Annotated in this window: 17 protein-coding genes, 2 tRNA genes and 1 riboswitch; of the genes, 10 read left to right on the forward strand and 9 right to left on the reverse strand. The window is 52.2% G+C overall.

Features of this window, described 5'->3' with window-relative positions:
* Positions 1–254: 254 nt before the first annotated feature.
* The 3 genes from K5L82_RS00800 to K5L82_RS00810 all read right to left on the reverse strand — a co-directional run bounded on the left by K5L82_RS00800 (position 255) and on the right by K5L82_RS00810 (position 3207).
* Positions 255–2408, reverse strand: coding sequence for a prolyl oligopeptidase family serine peptidase (locus K5L82_RS00800; RefSeq protein WP_223132832.1), 2154 nt, complete (start codon positions 2406–2408; stop codon positions 255–257).
* Between the two features lie 599 nt (positions 2409–3007).
* Positions 3008–3081: transfer RNA gene (locus K5L82_RS00805), tRNA-Cys, on the reverse strand.
* Between the two features lie 50 nt (positions 3082–3131).
* Positions 3132–3207, reverse strand: a tRNA-Gly gene (locus K5L82_RS00810).
* 240 nt (positions 3208–3447) lie between these two features.
* On the opposite strand from K5L82_RS00810, the gene K5L82_RS00815 reads away from it, so the two are divergent.
* Positions 3448–4152, forward strand: a complete 705-nt coding sequence (locus K5L82_RS00815; protein ID WP_223132833.1) for an START domain-containing protein — start codon at positions 3448–3450, stop codon at positions 4150–4152.
* Between the two features lie 14 nt (positions 4153–4166).
* Here K5L82_RS00815 and K5L82_RS00820 read toward each other — a convergent pair whose 3' ends face one another.
* A complete protein-coding gene (locus K5L82_RS00820; protein WP_410505840.1) occupies positions 4167–4892 on the reverse strand; it encodes a murein L,D-transpeptidase catalytic domain family protein in 726 nt (241 codons plus the stop codon).
* 165 nt (positions 4893–5057) lie between these two features.
* A riboswitch (TPP riboswitch) is annotated at positions 5058–5157 on the forward strand.
* A 44-nt stretch (positions 5158–5201) separates the two neighbouring features.
* On the opposite strand from K5L82_RS00820, the gene thiB reads away from it, so the two are divergent.
* The 7 genes from thiB (at position 5202) to K5L82_RS16765 (ending at position 12044) form a co-directional block, all read left to right on the forward strand.
* A complete protein-coding gene (thiB, locus tag K5L82_RS00825; RefSeq protein ID WP_223132835.1) occupies positions 5202–6206 on the forward strand; it encodes a thiamine ABC transporter substrate binding subunit in 1005 nt (334 codons plus the stop codon).
* A 4-nt stretch (positions 6207–6210) separates the two neighbouring features.
* Positions 6211–7881 carry a thiamine/thiamine pyrophosphate ABC transporter permease gene (gene thiP, locus K5L82_RS00830; RefSeq protein ID WP_223132836.1) on the forward strand — a complete coding sequence of 557 codons (1671 nt, stop codon included), beginning with the start codon at positions 6211–6213 and terminating at the stop codon, positions 7879–7881.
* A complete protein-coding gene (locus K5L82_RS00835; RefSeq protein ID WP_223132837.1) occupies positions 7874–8488 on the forward strand; it encodes an ATP-binding cassette domain-containing protein in 615 nt (204 codons plus the stop codon). The genes thiP and K5L82_RS00835 overlap by 8 nt, the downstream gene beginning before the upstream one ends.
* A gap of 36 nt (positions 8489–8524) precedes the next feature.
* Complete coding sequence (locus K5L82_RS00840; RefSeq protein WP_223132838.1) at positions 8525–9676, forward strand: ABC transporter permease; 1152 nt, start codon at positions 8525–8527, stop codon at positions 9674–9676.
* 3 nt (positions 9677–9679) lie between these two features.
* The gene (locus K5L82_RS00845) at positions 9680–10501 is read left to right on the forward strand and encodes an ABC transporter ATP-binding protein (protein ID WP_133005384.1); all 822 of its coding nucleotides are present in this window, start codon (positions 9680–9682) and stop codon (positions 10499–10501) included.
* A complete protein-coding gene (locus K5L82_RS00850) occupies positions 10501–11439 on the forward strand; it encodes an MlaD family protein (RefSeq protein ID WP_223132839.1) in 939 nt (312 codons plus the stop codon). The genes K5L82_RS00845 and K5L82_RS00850 overlap by 1 nt, the downstream gene beginning before the upstream one ends.
* A gap of 89 nt (positions 11440–11528) precedes the next feature.
* The gene (locus K5L82_RS16765; protein ID WP_410505841.1) at positions 11529–12044 is read left to right on the forward strand and encodes an ABC-type transport auxiliary lipoprotein family protein; all 516 of its coding nucleotides are present in this window, start codon (positions 11529–11531) and stop codon (positions 12042–12044) included.
* 25 nt (positions 12045–12069) lie between these two features.
* Here the strand turns inward: K5L82_RS16765 and pgsA are convergent, their stop codons facing one another.
* The 4 genes from pgsA to K5L82_RS00875 all read right to left on the reverse strand — a co-directional run bounded on the left by pgsA (position 12070) and on the right by K5L82_RS00875 (position 15530).
* A complete protein-coding gene (pgsA, locus tag K5L82_RS00860; protein ID WP_133005381.1) occupies positions 12070–12651 on the reverse strand; it encodes a CDP-diacylglycerol--glycerol-3-phosphate 3-phosphatidyltransferase in 582 nt (193 codons plus the stop codon).
* 7 nt (positions 12652–12658) lie between these two features.
* Complete coding sequence (uvrC, locus tag K5L82_RS00865; protein ID WP_223132841.1) at positions 12659–14518, reverse strand: excinuclease ABC subunit UvrC; 1860 nt, start codon at positions 14516–14518, stop codon at positions 12659–12661.
* Entirely contained in the window at positions 14502–15164 is a 663-nt protein-coding gene (gene uvrY, locus K5L82_RS00870; protein WP_133005379.1) for a UvrY/SirA/GacA family response regulator transcription factor, read from the reverse strand. Before uvrY ends, uvrC begins: the two co-directional genes overlap by 17 nt.
* Positions 15165–15281: 117 nt before the next feature.
* Positions 15282–15530: a hypothetical protein gene (locus K5L82_RS00875; protein ID WP_223132842.1), complete on the reverse strand. Its 249-nt coding sequence runs from the start codon at positions 15528–15530 to the stop codon at positions 15282–15284.
* Positions 15531–15607: 77 nt separating this feature from the next.
* Here K5L82_RS00875 and K5L82_RS00880 point away from each other — a divergent pair, with 77 nt between their 5' ends.
* Positions 15608–16312: an AzlC family ABC transporter permease gene (locus tag K5L82_RS00880; protein ID WP_223132843.1), complete on the forward strand. Its 705-nt coding sequence runs from the start codon at positions 15608–15610 to the stop codon at positions 16310–16312.
* Positions 16305–16649 (forward strand): branched-chain amino acid transporter permease, encoded by a 345-nt coding sequence (locus K5L82_RS00885; RefSeq protein ID WP_133005376.1) that lies wholly within the window; start codon positions 16305–16307, stop codon positions 16647–16649. The genes K5L82_RS00880 and K5L82_RS00885 overlap by 8 nt, the downstream gene beginning before the upstream one ends.
* Here K5L82_RS00885 and K5L82_RS00890 read toward each other — a convergent pair whose 3' ends face one another.
* Complete coding sequence (locus K5L82_RS00890) at positions 16650–17054, reverse strand: DUF1330 domain-containing protein (RefSeq protein WP_133005375.1); 405 nt, start codon at positions 17052–17054, stop codon at positions 16650–16652.
* Between the last annotated feature and the right edge of the window lie 35 nt (positions 17055–17089).

Genomic DNA, 17089 nt, shown 5'->3' on the forward strand with positions numbered 1-17089 from the left:
AACGAAGCTTTGAGTAGAGACTTTTACAACAACCGCCATGGTCGCAAAGCGAACATTCAAGCGAATAGATCAACACCTTCCCTTGAAGAGATGATCTGATCCATGGTGGCAACGGATCTTGTGCGGTTGGCGATGGGCATATTATTGCCAATTGTGAGACTTACTCAGAGTCACTTTAAATGAATCACTGGCTCAACGAATCGGTTGAGTCAGTGATTTATCAGAATGATTAAGCGCCCACGTAGGACACTCTTTTACAGAACGCCTTCCTGCAAGCCTTTTTTTATAGCTAATGTCCTGCCATCGCTGAAGATTAGTGAGGCCTCTCCGTCACTCTCAATTCGGTAGTAAATTGGCATGTCAGCCAAACAAATATCGTCAACATCGATCGTTGCACTGCCGATATTCAGCAATTTTCCGATGAGCTCACTCGTGACGGGCCCGGGCCGCTGAACAACTTCTCCACGCATGCCACTCCAGGGTACCGGATCCAGTCCTAAAGTCAGTATGCTGGAGGTCTCTGATCTGACCGATCTGCATCCCGAACCACTGAGTTTGATTTGAGCTACCTTCGACTCACGGGCAACCAAATTGCTTATCCAATACGCGGAATCGTGCTTAATATTAAATTCGGGGTAATCGAACGTCGAATCAAAGGTGTACGCCACGTTGGCAGGATTCTCCTCTAGCACCCAACTGGCAGACACGAGAGCCTCTTTTCGCCAGTCATCCAGAACTAAAAACGTCAGATGCTCCGCGACTGGGTGCAAGTAGAAGCTATAGTCTAAAGTTGATGTAGACTCGAGCCGTTGGGCAAGAGCGAGGGCTTGATTCACCTGCACAAGCTCGTCTGCTGCCGCGTAGAGGTGAGCGCTAGGAACATGACGGAGATTCTCGGTATAGTCGACAACATTAGCAAACCCGTCTGGCGAGTTCGCAATGCTGCCCAACAGTTCACCCAGAATCGCGCGTGGGGCGATTTCTGTGACCTGCGCTAGTAATTCATCAATAACAGGGAGGAGTTCCGGAATGTTAAACAGGTCACCTGTGTATCCCACCCAGTTGACCACGCCCGCAAACCGGTCTGGGTAATGGGTTGCGAAATGCAAGGCGCCATAACCTCCCATGGAATATCCCGATGCGAAAACTTTTTTCGCATCGATTGAGTAAGTGTCCTGTACATCCTCCATAACGTCCAGAACGTCTCGCTCCGAAGGGCCCGTGTAAAAGCCATGCGGGCCACGCGCCAGTGGCGAGACTAATATGCGATTGAGCGCATCACCAAACCGCTGCTGCATGTTCGCCTGATTAATCTGGCTGGCATGATTTGCCTCACAGCCATGCATGACAACCTGCATACCTGCCTCGGTACCCGGCTGGACAGCCGATTCGGGAACATAAATTCCATAAGGTTGGTATTTACCTAAGTAATTAAAGGATTGACCGCAAAAGATGCCGCCGCCGTCGCGACCAGTGATTCCCGGTATAGCAACGCCTTCACCCAAAGGGTAATCCGACGTGTACACTCGTTGATAGAAGCCGCTGGGTAATTCAATAGCATCGGATCGCCTGGTTTCAAAATCTTGGAGCTCTATCGTCACCCCAAATTCGCTGATGTCACCACGTCCCAAGGCCTGTGCCTGGCGTTCATCCCACCAATTGCCTGTTGAGGGCAAAACCTGGTTCACACCGCCGCCTGCGGAGGCACCTTCATGAATGCCGCGAAATGCAACATTCATAACGGTACCAGTCTTTTGGGCAACAACTGCCTGGAGTCGGAAACTATCGGTAGTCGGAGCTGGAATTTTCAGCACCAATTTATTGGAATTGGGATCACCTCTGTCCTGAAAATGAACTTGGTCCCAGCCATCGCTAGAAACATCGATCCTTCCCCAGTGGCCTCCGCCAGTTGACTGGCCAGGGTCTAGGTCCAGCGCTACACCGAGTATCGCATCGTCAGGATTGTAAAGAGTATTTAGCTCAGCGGTCATTTTGAGCGTACCACCGAGTTTTTCGACATGAAGTTTGACTAGGTCTGAAGTATTAAGAAGACCCTCGGGGTACCGTTCGTCACCAGCAGTTGGCGACAGCAAACCAGGAGTGTTCGCGATCGGCGAGCCCAGCTGTCCACCTCTGTTCAGCACATTGAGCAGAGTCGGGGCCAGGGAGATAAGGCCGCGGTCAGCACCGTAATCATCATAGATGTAATCGTAGTAAGCAAGTCTGCCTTCACACCACTCAACCGTGCCAGCTACCCAGCTTTCCCTGGAACAGTTCACCTTTGGCTCCTGATTGACCTGTGTAATTTCGGCATTTTCTTCAAGTTGCGGGCTGTTTGCACCAGATTCTCCACCACCTCCTTCGCAGCCGGACAAAACCCCCAGGGAAATCACCAAACTTAACTTCAACAGCCTACCCATCATTTCACCCTTTATTTTTAGATGAGTTCAGTTGACAGTAAAGCCATCCAGAGGTGATTGGCTGGAACAAGCCGGAAATGACGTCGATCCAGTCAACATGGCAGACGTTAATCTTGCACTTCAAGGTCGAAGCTTAGAGAAGTGCTCTGGCGGAAAGCCCTGAATAGAATGTTCGCTTTTGTTTAGAAGCTCGATATCACACTTCGCCCCAATATCATCGTATCGCAGCTATGGGCGATCAGTTTAAGGTTACAAAGCAAGGCCATGTTATGGAGGGTTCTTTGAGAACCCTCTGCGCCCTACCCGTTGACTCACTAAAATCAACGGGCAATTGCGTTTGACTGGATCGACTCACCATTTTTACCTTGATCTGCTTCTCACTCTCAGATTCAGAGGGAAAACTTTTAGAACAGGAAGAAGTTTTTCGGCATGCACGCGGGGAATTATCTCAGTGCCGACAAGAGCCAATCATTAGATAAAGCGAATCAGGCAAACGGATAATATTTGGAGTTTAGTTTGGATATTTTTTTGGTAAGATAATCAACTAAATTCGAATTAAGTAATTTGTTGATTTTAAAAGGTAAAAATGGAGGCGCGGGTCGGAATCGAACCGGCGTACACGGAGTTGCAGTCCGCTGCATAACCACTCTGCCACCGCGCCGGGTAAGCCTTTTCGGGCCTTGCTCTCAGGGGGCGTGAGAGACTTAGAAATGGAGCGGGAAACGAGATTCGAACTCGCGACCCCAACCTTGGCAAGGTTGTGCTCTACCAACTGAGCTATTCCCGCTCTTCGTTTAAGAGGCTTTGCCTCGTCAACGGATGCGTATTCTACGGATTACTTCGCCGCCGTCAACAACTTTTTTCAACCTTTTGTTTTTACGCATTATTTGGCCATTTTTTAGCCAAAACCCATCGTCTTTGCCTTTCCTCTCTATGCTTCAGTCATTCCCGCCATAGCGTCACCTTTCTGTATCTCCGAGAATCCCGGTCTATTAGTGTTCCGTTTCCATAAAGGTTTGTATTAACTATGCGGCATTTCATTCTTTCGACTTTGGCCTTTCTAACGCTGTCGCTATTCAGCATGAGCCCTACCCTTGCCTCAGATTGGGTGGTCAAACAACAGGGCGAAGAGCGTTCCGATATCACAACCTATGTTCGCGATGCGGATAACTCATCTATCAAGCAATTCCGTGGTGTGGTGGAGACTCAGCATTCCATCTTTTCAGCCATGTCAGTCATCAACGACATTTCTCTGTGCCAGCAGTGGATCTACAACTGCCAGAAAGCGCGTTACCATCACACAAACGACGGCGAAAAGTTTCTTTGGATGATGTTCGATGGCGTTTGGCCTGCTTCCGATCGCGACCTGGTTATGAAGTCTTCGTTTGAACAAACAAAAGTAGATGGGCCTGTCACCGTCCAATCTATTGGTCGTCCGCAAGCAGCTCCGGAGCAATCCGACTACGTTCGCATTCCGATGCTGAACAATAGCTTTTACATCGAACCACTTGCAGACGGCTGGACGCGTATTACCTTTACAACGCAGGTAGATCCTGGCGGATTGGTTCCTGCGTGGATTGCGAACATGGTAGCGACTGATGCGCCCATTCGGACTTTGGAGGGCCTTCAGAAAATGATGAACAAGGAACCGTTCAAACACTACAGCGAGGAAAACGTACCGACAGGACTCGTTGAGAAGCACAACCTGCGCTTCTCAACGCTGGGTTCTTAAAAGAGCCAGCCTGCTTATGTGTTATTACCCTTCGCCTGACTGGCTTCGGCCACTTGGGCGGGGGCATCACAATTCAGGAAGCTGGAACTCTGCAACCATTCCTGATCCGGGTAATAGGTAAACACCAACTGCCCACCCTTCAGATTATCCACGACTGAACGAATCACTTTTCTGTCTACCGCAGGACAGCCGTGGCTGCGACCAATCCGTCCATAGTCTGCTACCCAGTCTGGGCTAACGTAATCTGCGCCATGAATCACAATGGCTCGCTGACGGGCCAGATCGTTCACTCCCGGCTCTAATCCATCTAACCGCAATGCGTAACCGTGGGTTCCGCTGTAGCTTTCGTTGCCCTTAAACAGGCCGATACTGGATTGGTGGCTACCTTCGATATTTGAGAAGGCGTTGGCTTCGACGTTTCCGGAGTTCTTTCCATGGGCCACTAGGTCTCTAAGCAACAAATCTCCCTTGCTCAAATCGAAGATCCACATACGCTCCGCACTGGATGGCAGCGAAAAATCAATGACCGCCAGCCGCTCGGGCATAGCAACGCCGTTGTTAACCGCGCACTGGGTTGCTTTAAACGCCGCACCTAACACCTCTGCGCTCAAGTAGGGTGCGGAGCCTGCTAATTTATCGAGCAGTTCTTCATCAAAAGATGAAGCATTCGTTTGTACGGAAAACGACACAAGAAATGCCAGGCCCGACAGCAATGTCAAAGGGCGTCGTTTTGTGTGCAAAGACATACGCACATTACCTCAAGGGTTTAAATAGTTGTGTAGCTGACTGAAAAGGTGCCTCATTCTATCAGCGAAATTTGAGACTTTCGTCTTTCCGTACATTTTTTAACCTTTAGCCTACAAACACCTCGCATTTGTCCTACCACCGCGCCATGGTAGAATCGCGCTAACTCAACGGGGTGCCCTCTATCTAGAAAGGGCTGAGACCACACCCGCGGAACCTGACACGGATAATGCCGGCGAAGGAATTGAGTCGCACTGAACACAGTGCCTCCCGCGGCATGGCTCCCCCAATATAGGATGCCGCATATGCTATATCGCTTATCCCTTTTGTTGTTGGCCATCACTTTACCGCTGGCCACACGCTCTGCCGACCGCCCTGAATTGAACGTGTACACCCATCCGTCATTCGCGGCTGAATGGGGCCCCGGGCCCGGTGTCAAAGATGCCTTCGAGAAGCAATGTGATTGCACACTCAATTACACCGTACTGAACAGCGGCGGTGATATTTTGCAGAGGCTAAGATTGGAAGGTACTTCAACCCCGGCCGATGTGGTGTTGGGCCTGGATACCGCAACCATGGAAACCGCCCTTCAGACCGGCCTCATCGGTGAGCACAAGCGCTCTTTGGACGCGCTGGCTTTACCGATCGAGTGGGATGATGCGCATTTCATCCCTTATGACTGGGGTTACTTTGCGTTTGTGTACGACACCCAGCAGCTGCCAAAGCCCCCGACCAGTTTCGAGGAACTGATTAGCTCACCCGATGAGCTGAAAATCATTATTCAGGACCCGCGCACCAGCACCCCAGGGCTCGGCCTGTTGTTGTGGATGCATTCGGTCTACGGCGACAAAGCTCCGGCCAAATGGGAACAACTTAATGACAAAGTTTTGGCCACCACACAAAGCTGGAGTGATGGCTACTTCTCGCTGTTTATGAGTGGCGAAGCACCGATGATTCTTTCGTACAGCACTTCACCCGCCTATCACATGGCGGTTGATAAAACCGACCGTTACCAAGCGGTTCAATTTGAAGAAGGTCACTACCTGCAAGTTGAGGTGGCCGCGCTGATCGAATCGTCCCAACAAAAAGCCTTGGCACGCAAATTTTTGGATTTCATGCTAACTCCTGAATTTCAAAAGCACATCCCCCTTAAGAACGTGATGTACCCCGCCATCGACCTGGGGGACGACCTACCCGGCGTTTTCGACCGACTGATTACCCCTGAGCACACGTTCTTCCTGCCCCCTGCCGATGTTGCCGAGCAACGGCGCCAGCTCGTAAACGACTGGCTGGATGCGATGACTCGATAATTCCATGCGCTCTACACCGATGAAAGCACCATTAGACCACCCGGGATGGCAGCTTATCCCGGGCCAACTCATTGGGATGGCCTTATTGTTACTGGTCGCCCTTGGCCTTGGCAGTATGCTGATAACCGCCGGAGGTCTAGACCTCTCCACGGTGTTTAACAGCCGGTATTTAAGAGGGGTGGTGTGGTTCACCGTCTGGCAGGCGACACTATCAGTTTTAGTCAGTTTGGCATTGGCACTGCCCATCTCCCGCGCCTTGGCACGATACCGACGCTTCCCAGGCCGCTCGGCATTACTTCGAGTGATGGAGCTCAGCTTGGTGCTACCCACCATCGTTGCCGTGTCAGGCATTATTGGCATGTATGGTCGTCAAGGCTGGGTTACCGGTTTGTTGACCGAATGGTTTCCCGGAAACGGCTGGAACCTTTACGGGCTGAATGGCATTCTGCTGGCCCACATATTCTTTAATGCGCCTCTTGCAGCCCGCGTGATGCTGCAATCATTAGAAGCGGTGCCCCCATCGCGCCTTCGGATTGCCTCCCAACTCGGGCTTCGCGGCTGGTGGCTGTGGCGTTCGGTTGAATGGCCGGCCCTGCGCCCTGTTTTACCGGGGCTGAGCGCTCTGGTCTTTACCTTATGTTTCACCAGCTTTGCCATCATCATGACTCTCGGGGGTGGACCTGCTGCAACGACACTGGAAGTGGCGATTTATCAGGCGCTGCGTTTCGAATTCGACTTCCCGCAAGCGGCGGTTTTAGCGGTCATTCAATTATTGATTTGTGGTAGCTTGTGGTGGCTGGTGTTCCGCCAGCGTTTGGAAACTTCTCTCCTTCCCAATCGGCAGCTGTCTCACAGGGTTCCGCTAAAGCCTTGGCCAACACAGGCGGTGTTGTCTGGCATTCTACTACTGGCGTTCAGCCTTTTCTTGTTGCTGCCCTTGTTGGCCATTAGCATCCGTGGCTTGCCGGCGTTGCTTACTCTGAATACCGGCGCTTCCATCTATGAACAACTATTACCCGCAACCGGGCGCAGCTTGCTAATTGCGCTGCCCGCTGGCCTTGGCTCCGTTGCCGCATCTTTAATGATTCTGGCTTCGGCCAACAAAACGACTAACCCGATATTAAAAGCCATCCCTACGACCACCGGCTACCTGCCGTTGATTGTGCCACCCATCGTACTTGGTACCGGGCTATTCCTCCTGCTTCGCCCAAGCTTGGATAACCATGCGCAGGGATGGGTGCTGGTTGCTTTAATCAACAGCTTGATGGCCCTGCCCTTCGTTATTCAGGTACTTCGCGGCCCGTTGAACAGCCTAGATAGCCACTCTCTTCGAGTTGCAGATCAGCTGGGCATTTTGGGTTGGTACCGCTGGCGTCGGATTTTTTGGCCCTTGCTACGCCGCCCGATGGCGTTAGGGCTGGCCTATGGCATCGCGCTTTCGGTGGGGGATTTCGGCGTAATTGCGTTATTTGGAAGTCCTGGGCAACCGACATTGCCTGTTCTGCTTTACCAACAATTGAGCAGTTACCAGGTGTCGGCCGCAGCAGGTACCGGCCTTTGGTTGCTGGTGTTACTGGTGTCCATTTTCGGGCTTTTGTCTGCCATTGGCCGACCGCCCGCGCACCAACGAGAAGCCATTTTTCCCGAAACCACCTTGGAGCCCGAGCATGCTTGATGTCGAACACTTGAGTTTTCGCTACCCAGGGCAAATTAAGGGCTGGGAATACCACTTCTCGCTGTCTCCCGGACATTGCGTGGCAATTCACGGCGCCAGTGGAAGCGGCAAAACCACGCTGTTGAATTTGATTGCCGGTTTTCTGGAGCCGGATTCCGGCCAAATTATCTGGAAAGGTGAACCTATTCAGAACCTGAAGCCTTGGAACCGGCCAGTGACCAGCGTATTTCAAGAACACAATCTTTTTGAGCATTTAGATGTTGCCACCAATATTGGACTCGGACTGCATCCAGGCTTGAAGCTGACCCCTGAGCAAAAGAAGAGTATCGATCAAGGGCTTGAGCGCACCGGGCTTGCCGGCTTCGGTACTAGAATGCCGGGTGATTTGTCCGGAGGTCAGCGGCAACGTGTAGCACTGGTGAGAGCTATTTTGCGTAGGCAACCTTTGCTGCTGTTGGACGAGCCCTTAACGGGACTGGATAACAACGCGAAGACCGCTCTTCGGGCGATGCTTTTGGAAGAGAAGTCGCGAGGCGTGGCCTTGGTTCTAGCCAGTCACGACGAAGATGACCGAAAGTTACTGGCGGACTGCTACTGGAATCTCTAAGCTTGCAGTGAACAGCAGCAAGGATGTCATTTCGTAGTGACGATCTCTCCCCAGCAACATTCGAATTCACCGGAACGGTCATCAGGCAACGTTGAGCTCAATGGTTCAGCGCTGACGTTCAGCGGCGATTGGACACTGGCCAACTACACAATCCTAGCTAGACTGGTCGAGCAGGTACAAAGAAACAATCTATCGAACGTCAGCTTGGAAGTGTCTCAGCTCGGCCGGGTAGATACTGCGGGCGCGTCTTTGCTCGTAAAACTGGCTGGCAGCACAGCGTTAGTGCATGCACTTCGAGTGAGCGATCTTGGCACTGAGCAAACTGCCTTGATTACAACGGTAGCGTCGGCCATGGAGGCAACAGAACACCCTGCCCCTAAATCCAACCCAATTCTGGCGTTTCTAGCAAGCACCGGAGAAAAGGTGACCGCCGTTGCCCGCCTAGCCTGGCTTTTAGCCGGCTTCATTGGAGAAACGTTAGCAACGCTGTTCTACATCTTGCCACGCCCTAGTCGTTGGCGATTCACCCCGTTTGTCGCTGCCGTTCACGACACCGGGCTGAATGCCCTGCCCATTGTCGCACTGCTCACCTTTTTGGTGGGTGCTGTTGTCGCCTTTTTGGGCGCCACCGTATTGCAAGACTTTGGCGCCACCATTTACACCGTAAACCTCGTGGCTTTTTCATTTCTGCGGGAATTTGGCGTTTTGCTGGCTGCTATTTTGTTGGCTGGCCGTACGGCCAGCTCTTTCACCGCACACATCGGCGCGATGAAGGTGAACGAAGAACTGGACGCTATACGGACATTGGGCCTGAACCCTGTGGAGCTGTTAGTTGTTCCAAAAGTGCTGGCGATGATGGTAAGCCTCCCGGTACTTACGTTTGTGGGCATGATTTCCGGGATGATCGGCGGTGCGGTGGTGTGCGCCATTACGTTAGAAATTCCGCCAAGCCAATATATGGCCATTGTCGAACGGGACATCGGCTTAACCCACTTTCTGGTAGGCATCGGCAAAGCGCCGGTGTTTGCATTTTTAATCGCCGTTATCGGGTGCCTGGAAGGCTTTAAGGTGTCTGGCAGCGCGCAATCGGTCGGCGAGCACACGACATCCAGTGTCGTGCAGTCGATCTTCATGGTGATTCTTCTGGATTCCATCGCCGCGTTATTCTTTATGGAAATGGGCTGGTAACGCATGACCGAACCTTTTATCCAACGCTATGGCGCCAGCGAGCCCATTATTGAAGTACGGGGCTTGAGTACACGCTTTGGCAATCATGTTGTTCACGAAGGCTTGGACCTAAACCTGTACTCAGGTGAAATATTGGGTGTGGTTGGAGGATCAGGAACGGGCAAGTCGGTACTACTGCGCACCATTGTAGGTTTGAATACCTCCAACGCCGGGCATATCCGCGTGTTCGGTGTGGACCTTACCGATCTGTCCGCAGGGGAGCGCTCGCAGTACGAACAGCGTTTCGGAGTGCTATTTCAGGGCGGCGCGTTGTTCACCTCGCTGAACTTGGTCCAAAACATCTCCTTACCATTGATCGAACATGCAGGGCTTAGTCGTTCTGATGCTGAAGGTTTAGCTCGTATGAAACTTGCCTTAACCGGATTACCACCCGAAGCGGCTTTGAAATATCCGGCCGAACTCTCCGGTGGCATGGTTAAGCGCGCGGCGCTAGCCCGCGCTTTGGCTCTGGACCCTGAAATTCTGTTTTTGGATGAACCTACAGCTGGTCTCGACCCCATTGGAGCTGCTGCCTTCGATGAACTGATCGTTACCCTGAGTCGGGCGCTGGGTCTTACCGTTTTTCTGGTGACTCACGATTTGGACACACTGTATTCAACCTGTGACCGTGTCGCTGTTCTCGCTCAACGTAAGGTATTAGTGGCCGATACCCTTGACCACGTTGCCCAAACCGATGACGTTTGGATACAGGAATATTTTCACGGCCCGCGCGGCCGAGCTGCTAAATTCGCAGGATCGTTACCAATTCAAGAGGAGTTCCATTAATGGAGCCGAAGGCCCACCACGTTATTATTGGATTCTTCACGCTGGCCGCCGTGACCGCCGCCCTGTTATTTACACTATGGCTAGGTAAATCCTCGTCGGATCGGGAGTGGGCCTACTACCAGATTGATTTTGATCATCCAGTCAGTGGTTTGGCCAAAGGCAACCCTGTGCTGTACAGCGGAATTCAAGTGGGTGACGTATTGGAACTGACTTTGGCACCGGATAATCCGGCCCACGTTCGTGTCTTGGTACGCGTTGAGCAAGACATACCCGTCCGGGAAGACACCAAAGCCGGATTAGTGCTGGCTAACATCACAGGAAGCATGAGTATTCAGTTCACCGGTGGAACACCGCAAAAAGCAAACCTTCAAGGCGATCGCAGTAACCCACCGTTGATTCACGCAGAGCCGTCTGCCCTGAACAATCTCATGAATAATGGTGAAGCTATGCTCGCTCAGGCAGAACTATTGCTCACCAACATGAACCGCCTTCTAGCCACAGAAAATGTCGACAATGTTTCTGCCCTGATTCATAACGCACGTGAGGCAAGCGAGTCGCTTCTTGCAAACCGTGAAGCGCTCATTGCTCTTATGGATCAGTTCAATGCCGCCGCAGTGCGCGCAGAAGAGGCCTCGATCAAGGTTTCCGGCGTATCGGATAGAACCCGAACGGTCTTGAACGACCGGATTGTGCCAGTGTTGAACACCATGGAAACCGCCATCTCAACCCTGCAACCCTCTCTGGAGCGGGTTGATACGATCACCGCCAACAATGAGCACTCGCTAAACGCCGGGCTTCAGGGGCTCTCTCAGCTAGGGCCTGCCCTTCGGGAATTGAAATCTACCTTACGGCATCTAAATAGCTTTACTCGCCGGCTTGAGCAGGACCCTGCGGGCACGCTGTGGGGTGGGCCGACCATTAAGGAGTTTGAACAATGAGAACAGGCTTCACTTGGACTACGCTCCTATTCGCCACGTTAACAACGACCGCCTGCACGGTTCTTCCGCGACCTGAGCCACCCAGAGTGATGGACCTTGCTACAGAACGCTCGCAACCGTTTGATCAGACATTACCAAGCAGCGTTCGGATTAACACGCCACTCGCCTCGAACCCAGTAGACAGCTCGACTATTCTGCTGAAACCAACGCCCTACGAGTTTCAGGCTTTTAAAAAAACCAGGTGGCGAGACAGCGCCCCAGTTCTAATTAGGGACCATCTAGCTCGTCACCTTCGAGACAGTAAGGGCTTCCACAATGTTGTCATCGACACCAGTGCAGCCCATACCGAGCATTCCTTGCTCACAGAGCTTTCGGCATTTCAGGTAGAGCAGAGCGGGGACATTTATCAGGTCGTTCTTGATCTGCATGCGGAGGTGACGAACGATCAGAGCGGGAACAGTTTATGTATCCGCAGCTGGTCAATTCAAGAAGTAGCCGCAAGTTCAGAACTGAAGTCGGCGGTAGAAGCGTTCTCTCGAGCAAGCAATACACTCGCGGGCGAACTGACTCAATGGGCCTGGAGTTGTGTTCAACGGGCGCAGTAAACCTGCGCCCAAAATGAAAGTGTCGTTAAAGCTCAGTATTTTTTTCTTCGGCTACATCACCCGCCTTCGGGAACAGATCGCCCCAAGCAGCGTGCAAGTACAGGTACATCGACCACAGCGTCAGTGCCGCCGCCACATACAGCAGCCCAACAGCGATATCGGCCAGCAGATTTCCCGGTGGGAAGGCCAGCAAACCCACAATAGCCGCAATCTGAGCGGTGGTTTTAATCTTACCAATGTAGGAAACAGCCACGCTGCCCCGGCTGCCGATTTCAGCCATCCATTCCCGCAAAGCCGAAATCACAATTTCACGACCAATAATGATTGTCGCGGGGATCGTCAGCAAAACCGCAGAGTACCCTTCGATCAGAACCGCCAGCGCAACAGCCACCATCAACTTATCGGCGACCGGATCCAAAAATGCGCCGAACGGTGTGCTTTGGTTCAATCGCCGGGCCAGATAGCCATCCAACCAGTCCGTGATCCCTGCCAACGCAAAAATCGCAGCGCTAGCCATGTAACTCCAGCTCGTGGGCAAATAAAACACCACAACGAACACCGGAATCATGACGATGCGCGACAGAGTAATCAGGTTCGGTAAATTCATTGTGTTCCTATTCGTTATGCAATGCTGCGTAAATGGTTTCGGCCAATGCTTTGCTGATACCTTGCACCTTGGCTATCTCATCCACTCCGGCTTTTCGGATACCTTGTATTCCACCGAAGTAACGTATCAATTCTCGCCTGCGCTTCGGACCTACACCCTCAATGCCCTCTAGGGTGGACTGCCGGCGTTTTTTATCTCGTCTCGCCCGGTGGCCAGTAATAGCAAACCGATGCGATTCATCCCGTATGTGCTGAATCAAATGCAAGGCGGGAGAATCAGCCGGCACTCGGAACACCGCATCGGTCATGGCATCGATCAATTGTTCCATGCCTGCCCGGCGAGTAACACCCTTTGCCACGCCGATTAGCGGAATGTCTGAAATCTCAAGTTCATCAAACACTTCTCGCGCAATGTTCAACTGGCCTTTACCGCCGTCAATGAACACCAAATCCGGCTTCTTGCCTTCGCCATTCACCAATCGGCGGTAACGGCGAGTCAAAACCTGACGCATGGCCGCATAATCATCACCGGCTGTCACGCCTTCGATATTATACAAGCGGTAGTCGCTTTTCAGCGGGCCATTCTCGTCGAAAACCACGCAGGATGCGACGGTATTTTCCCCGTGACTGTGGCTAATATCAAAACACTCCATTCGGCTGGGTGTTTCGGTTAATTCCAGCAAGTCTCGAAGCGCCAGCAAACGACGATACACCGTTTCCTTGCTGGCAAGATGGCTCAACAGTGTCTGTTGAGCGTTAGTCATTGCCAATTCAAGCCAGCGTTTACGCTCGCCACGCACATTACCACGCACTCTTGTTTCTCGGTTGGCAGCTTCGGTAAGCGCTTCGGCCAGCAGTTCTTGCCCGTCCACTTTCACCGGCACCAAGATGTCTTTCGGGATCTCCCTGCGAGTATCGCCGCCGAAATAATACTGACCAAGAAACGATGCCAACAACTCCCCTTCTGTCTGCTCCAACGAGAATTTCGGAAAGTAGTCCTTGGTACCCAACACCCGTCCACCCCGCACAATGATCACCACAACACACACCACACCGGCGTCCTGGGCAATGGCAAGCACATCGGCATCACCACCCTCGCCGTCAACGGACTGCTGCTCCTGAACATGGCGCAAGTGATTGACCTGATCGCGATAGGTCGCCGCTTTCTCGAACTCGAGCTTTGAGGCCGCGTCTTCCATCGCGTTCATTAGATCGCGAATGATCGCCGGGTTCTTGCCCTCCAGAAACATGGTGGCTCGACGGATGTCCTGCTGATATTCCTCGGGGCTTATGTATTCCACACAGGGCGCGGTACACCGGTTAATTTGATACTGGAGGCAAGGTCGATTCCTGTTTCTGAAATAGCTTTCATTACAGGATCTTACCTTGAATACTTTTTGTAGAATATTAAGACTTTCTTTAACCGCCCCAGAGCTCGGAAAGGGCCCAAACCAAGTTCCGCCGCCCTTTTTCGTACGGCCACGACGGAAGGTAAGAGACGGATAATCATCATGGGATGACAAATAAATATAGGGGTAAGATTTATCGTCCCGAAGCAGAATGTTGTACGGCGGCTTCAGAGACTTGATCAGATTTTGCTCAAGCAGAAGCGCTTCGGTTTCACTGCCGGTAATGGTTACTTCAATGCCGTGAATCTTGCCAACCAAGGCTTCGGTTTTCGGGGCTAGTCCGGTTTTTCGGAAGTAACTGCTGACACGATTTTTGAGATTTCGCGCTTTGCCAACATACAGGATCTCCCCTGCGCTATCGTACATACGATAGACACCGGCGCGCTCAGAAAGTTGTTTCAGGAAGCTCTTGCTGTCGAACTCCCCTGGAGTGTAGTTGGGGTCAGACCGTGTCGGCATCCAGCAACCCAAGCCGTACTGCCATTAGCGCCAGTTCTACGTCACTAGAGATCTCGAGCTTTTCGAAAATCCGATAGCGGTAGCTGTTCACAGTTTTCGGGCTTAAGCAGAGCTTGTCCGAAATATCCTGAACTTTCTGGCATTCCACCACCATCATGGCAATCTGCATTTCACGCTCGGATAAGCGCTCGAACTTCGACAGCTCGCCGTCTTCATCCCGGTCGCCACCACCCAGTGAGTTCAGCGCCATCTTCTGGGCTATCTCCGGGCTAATGTAACGCTGGCCGGAATGAGCCTTGCGAATGGCGCGCACCATTTCCTGAATATCTGCGCCTTTGGTGATATAAGCTGCTGCACCACTTTGCATCACCCGCGCCGGGTAAGGATCGTCCGCACACGCGGTCACAACAATGATCCGGATGGAATCGTCCAACCGGAGAATTCGTCGTGTGGCTTCAAGTCCACCAATACCTGGCATCCGGATATCCATCAAAACAATGTCCGGTCGCGCGTTGCGCACAAAATCAATCGCATCTTCACCAGAAGACGCCTGACCAATCACATCAATGTCAGGATTGTCAGCCAACATACGGGTAATGCCGGAGCGCACCAACTCGTGGTCATCAACAACCAGAACCCTGATCAAAGCTCACCTCACCAACAGAATAAATACAACGCTTAGTAATTGTACCCATTACCGGACTCACCGCATAGGTAACGCGTTCAAAACCTTGGCCTTCGTCAAACCTTGCCGCTCAAGGCATCACGCTGGGAAGCCTAAGCTTGCCGTATTTTCGACCGGATCAAACCAAACCACCAACTCGCCCTTTCGAGCGGCCGCAAGTACCCGACTACGCTCTGCCAGAGGATTTTCCGTGTCGTTAAGCCCGTGATAACGCGTGCAGTACTCGTCAGCTAGCCCTTCAAGCTGTTCCGCCGTGAGCAAGCTAGCATCCACAACAAACATTTCCTGCCGGGGGTCCGACTCAGGTCCATTAGCATAATCGCTCATCAATAATCCTTTCGCACTATCTTCAAAAGCCACAAGCAATTCATTATCATCGTGCCTTTCTCAAAGTTTGGAAGCTAATGAACCAGAACGTCTTCAAGCTAACACTCCCTATTCTGTTTGGCTACCTGCCGCTAGGGATGGCCTTCGGCGTGCTGTTTTCCACGCAACTGGATTACGCATGGTGGATAGCGCCGCTTATGGGCCTGGTAATCTATGCCGGTGCCGGGCAAATTCTGGCCGTTAGCCTATTGGCAGCCAATGCCGGGTTGCTCGAAGTGGCCGTTGCCATGCTGGCTCTTAATGCCCGCCATTTGTTCTACGGCCTGTCATTACTTGGCCAATTTCGCGGTGCCGGCTGGCGCAAAGGGTACCTTATCTTCGGGCTCACCGATGAAACCTACTCGCTGCTTACTAGCCGAGCACGCTCAGGGGATTCGCGCAGCGAGCAGGAAATTGACTTTCGCATTACCGCCTTCAATCAATTCTATTGGATTGCCGGGTGTACTTTAGGCGCCCTATTGGGTGAATGGGTGGTTTTCGATAGCACCGGTATCGAATTCGCGCTGGTCGCCCTGTTCATTGTATTGACCATCGAGCAGTTCAAGGCCTTAGGAAACTCATTCCCAATCTGGGCCGGTGCGTTCGCTGCGGGCATTGCCATGTTACTAATACCTGCCACGCATCAACTAATTGCTGCTATTGCCATTGTTACTGCGGTGCTGCTGATCCAGTATCGCTACCAGCGCAACACCGCTCTTGAACCGGAGGTCACCCATGAGTGAAAGCTATTATTTGGCGGCTTTCATCGCGATCACGGCGCTAGCAACCTTCGCCACGCGCGTGGTGCCTTTTCTGTTTTTCGAACGTCATACTGATCACCCACTTATTAAGCATTTGGGGCGTTTTTTGCCTGCCGCGGTAATGGCCCTTCTGGCCACAGTTTTTTTACAACGGTCGGGCAACTGGGATACCGGAATATTCGGCTTAGATGCCTTGATCCCCGGTTTGCTGGTGGTAGCGGTTCACCTTTGGCGTAGTAATGCTTTACTGTCGATTGCAACGGGCACCATTGCCTATATGGCCATTCAACAAACCGCGATGGTTGTGACTGGGGCCTGATTACACGCCACTTTCAACATTGGCCACTAATCGGGAGTCTTCCAATGCGGCGGTTCTGTGCTTGAGAACCCCTTTGTAATCGGGGTCTCCAATCATGGCCAGAAAGGCATCCGTTGAGGGGTACCGAACCAGTAAAACTTGGTCCCAAGTCTCCTCGGGGGGCGCAATTAGAGAACCGACGCTTCGGCCAGACCAGATAACTTCGGCCCCAACCGCTTTGACGCAGGCCGCGGCCTCTTTCATATAACGTTTGTAGGCATCGCGCCCAGAGCACGCTTCACTGGCATCCTGATATTCCGCCCAATCGCGGAATCGTAGCAAGTTAAGCATGACGACCGGCTGGTCTTTAGGAGTTTCCTGCAAGACTTTTTTCAGCTCTTCCTCTGAAGAGTCAACAGTCGCCATAAGTATCCTTTTTATTTGTTATTGAGAGTGCGAAA

This window comes from Marinobacter sp. AL4B, from assembly GCF_019916045.1.
Classification (GTDB): domain Bacteria; phylum Pseudomonadota; class Gammaproteobacteria; order Pseudomonadales; family Oleiphilaceae; genus Marinobacter.

Excerpts from the sequence above, each read along its gene's own strand:
- K5L82_RS00815 (WP_223132833.1), top strand. The coding sequence starts at position 3,448 with ATGCGGCATTTCATTCTTTCGACTTTGGCCTTTCTAACGCTGTCGCTA.
- thiB (WP_223132835.1), top strand. The coding sequence starts at position 5,202 with ATGCTATATCGCTTATCCCTTTTGTTGTTGGCCATCACTTTACCGCTG.
- thiP (WP_223132836.1), top strand. The coding sequence starts at position 6,211 with ATGCGCTCTACACCGATGAAAGCACCATTAGACCACCCGGGATGGCAG.
- K5L82_RS00835 (WP_223132837.1), top strand. The coding sequence starts at position 7,874 with ATGCTTGATGTCGAACACTTGAGTTTTCGCTACCCAGGGCAAATTAAG.
- K5L82_RS00845 (WP_133005384.1), top strand. The coding sequence starts at position 9,680 with ATGACCGAACCTTTTATCCAACGCTATGGCGCCAGCGAGCCCATTATT.
- K5L82_RS00850 (WP_223132839.1), top strand. The coding sequence starts at position 10,501 with ATGGAGCCGAAGGCCCACCACGTTATTATTGGATTCTTCACGCTGGCC.
- K5L82_RS16765 (WP_410505841.1), top strand. The coding sequence starts at position 11,529 with ATGGACCTTGCTACAGAACGCTCGCAACCGTTTGATCAGACATTACCA.
- pgsA (WP_133005381.1), bottom strand. The coding sequence starts at position 12,651 with ATGAATTTACCGAACCTGATTACTCTGTCGCGCATCGTCATGATTCCG.
- uvrC (WP_223132841.1), bottom strand. The coding sequence starts at position 14,518 with ATGCCGACACGGTCTGACCCCAACTACACTCCAGGGGAGTTCGACAGC.
- K5L82_RS00875 (WP_223132842.1), bottom strand. The coding sequence starts at position 15,530 with ATGAGCGATTATGCTAATGGACCTGAGTCGGACCCCCGGCAGGAAATG.
- K5L82_RS00880 (WP_223132843.1), top strand. The coding sequence starts at position 15,608 with ATGAACCAGAACGTCTTCAAGCTAACACTCCCTATTCTGTTTGGCTAC.
- K5L82_RS00885 (WP_133005376.1), top strand. The coding sequence starts at position 16,305 with ATGAGTGAAAGCTATTATTTGGCGGCTTTCATCGCGATCACGGCGCTA.
- K5L82_RS00890 (WP_133005375.1), bottom strand. The coding sequence starts at position 17,054 with ATGGCGACTGTTGACTCTTCAGAGGAAGAGCTGAAAAAAGTCTTGCAG.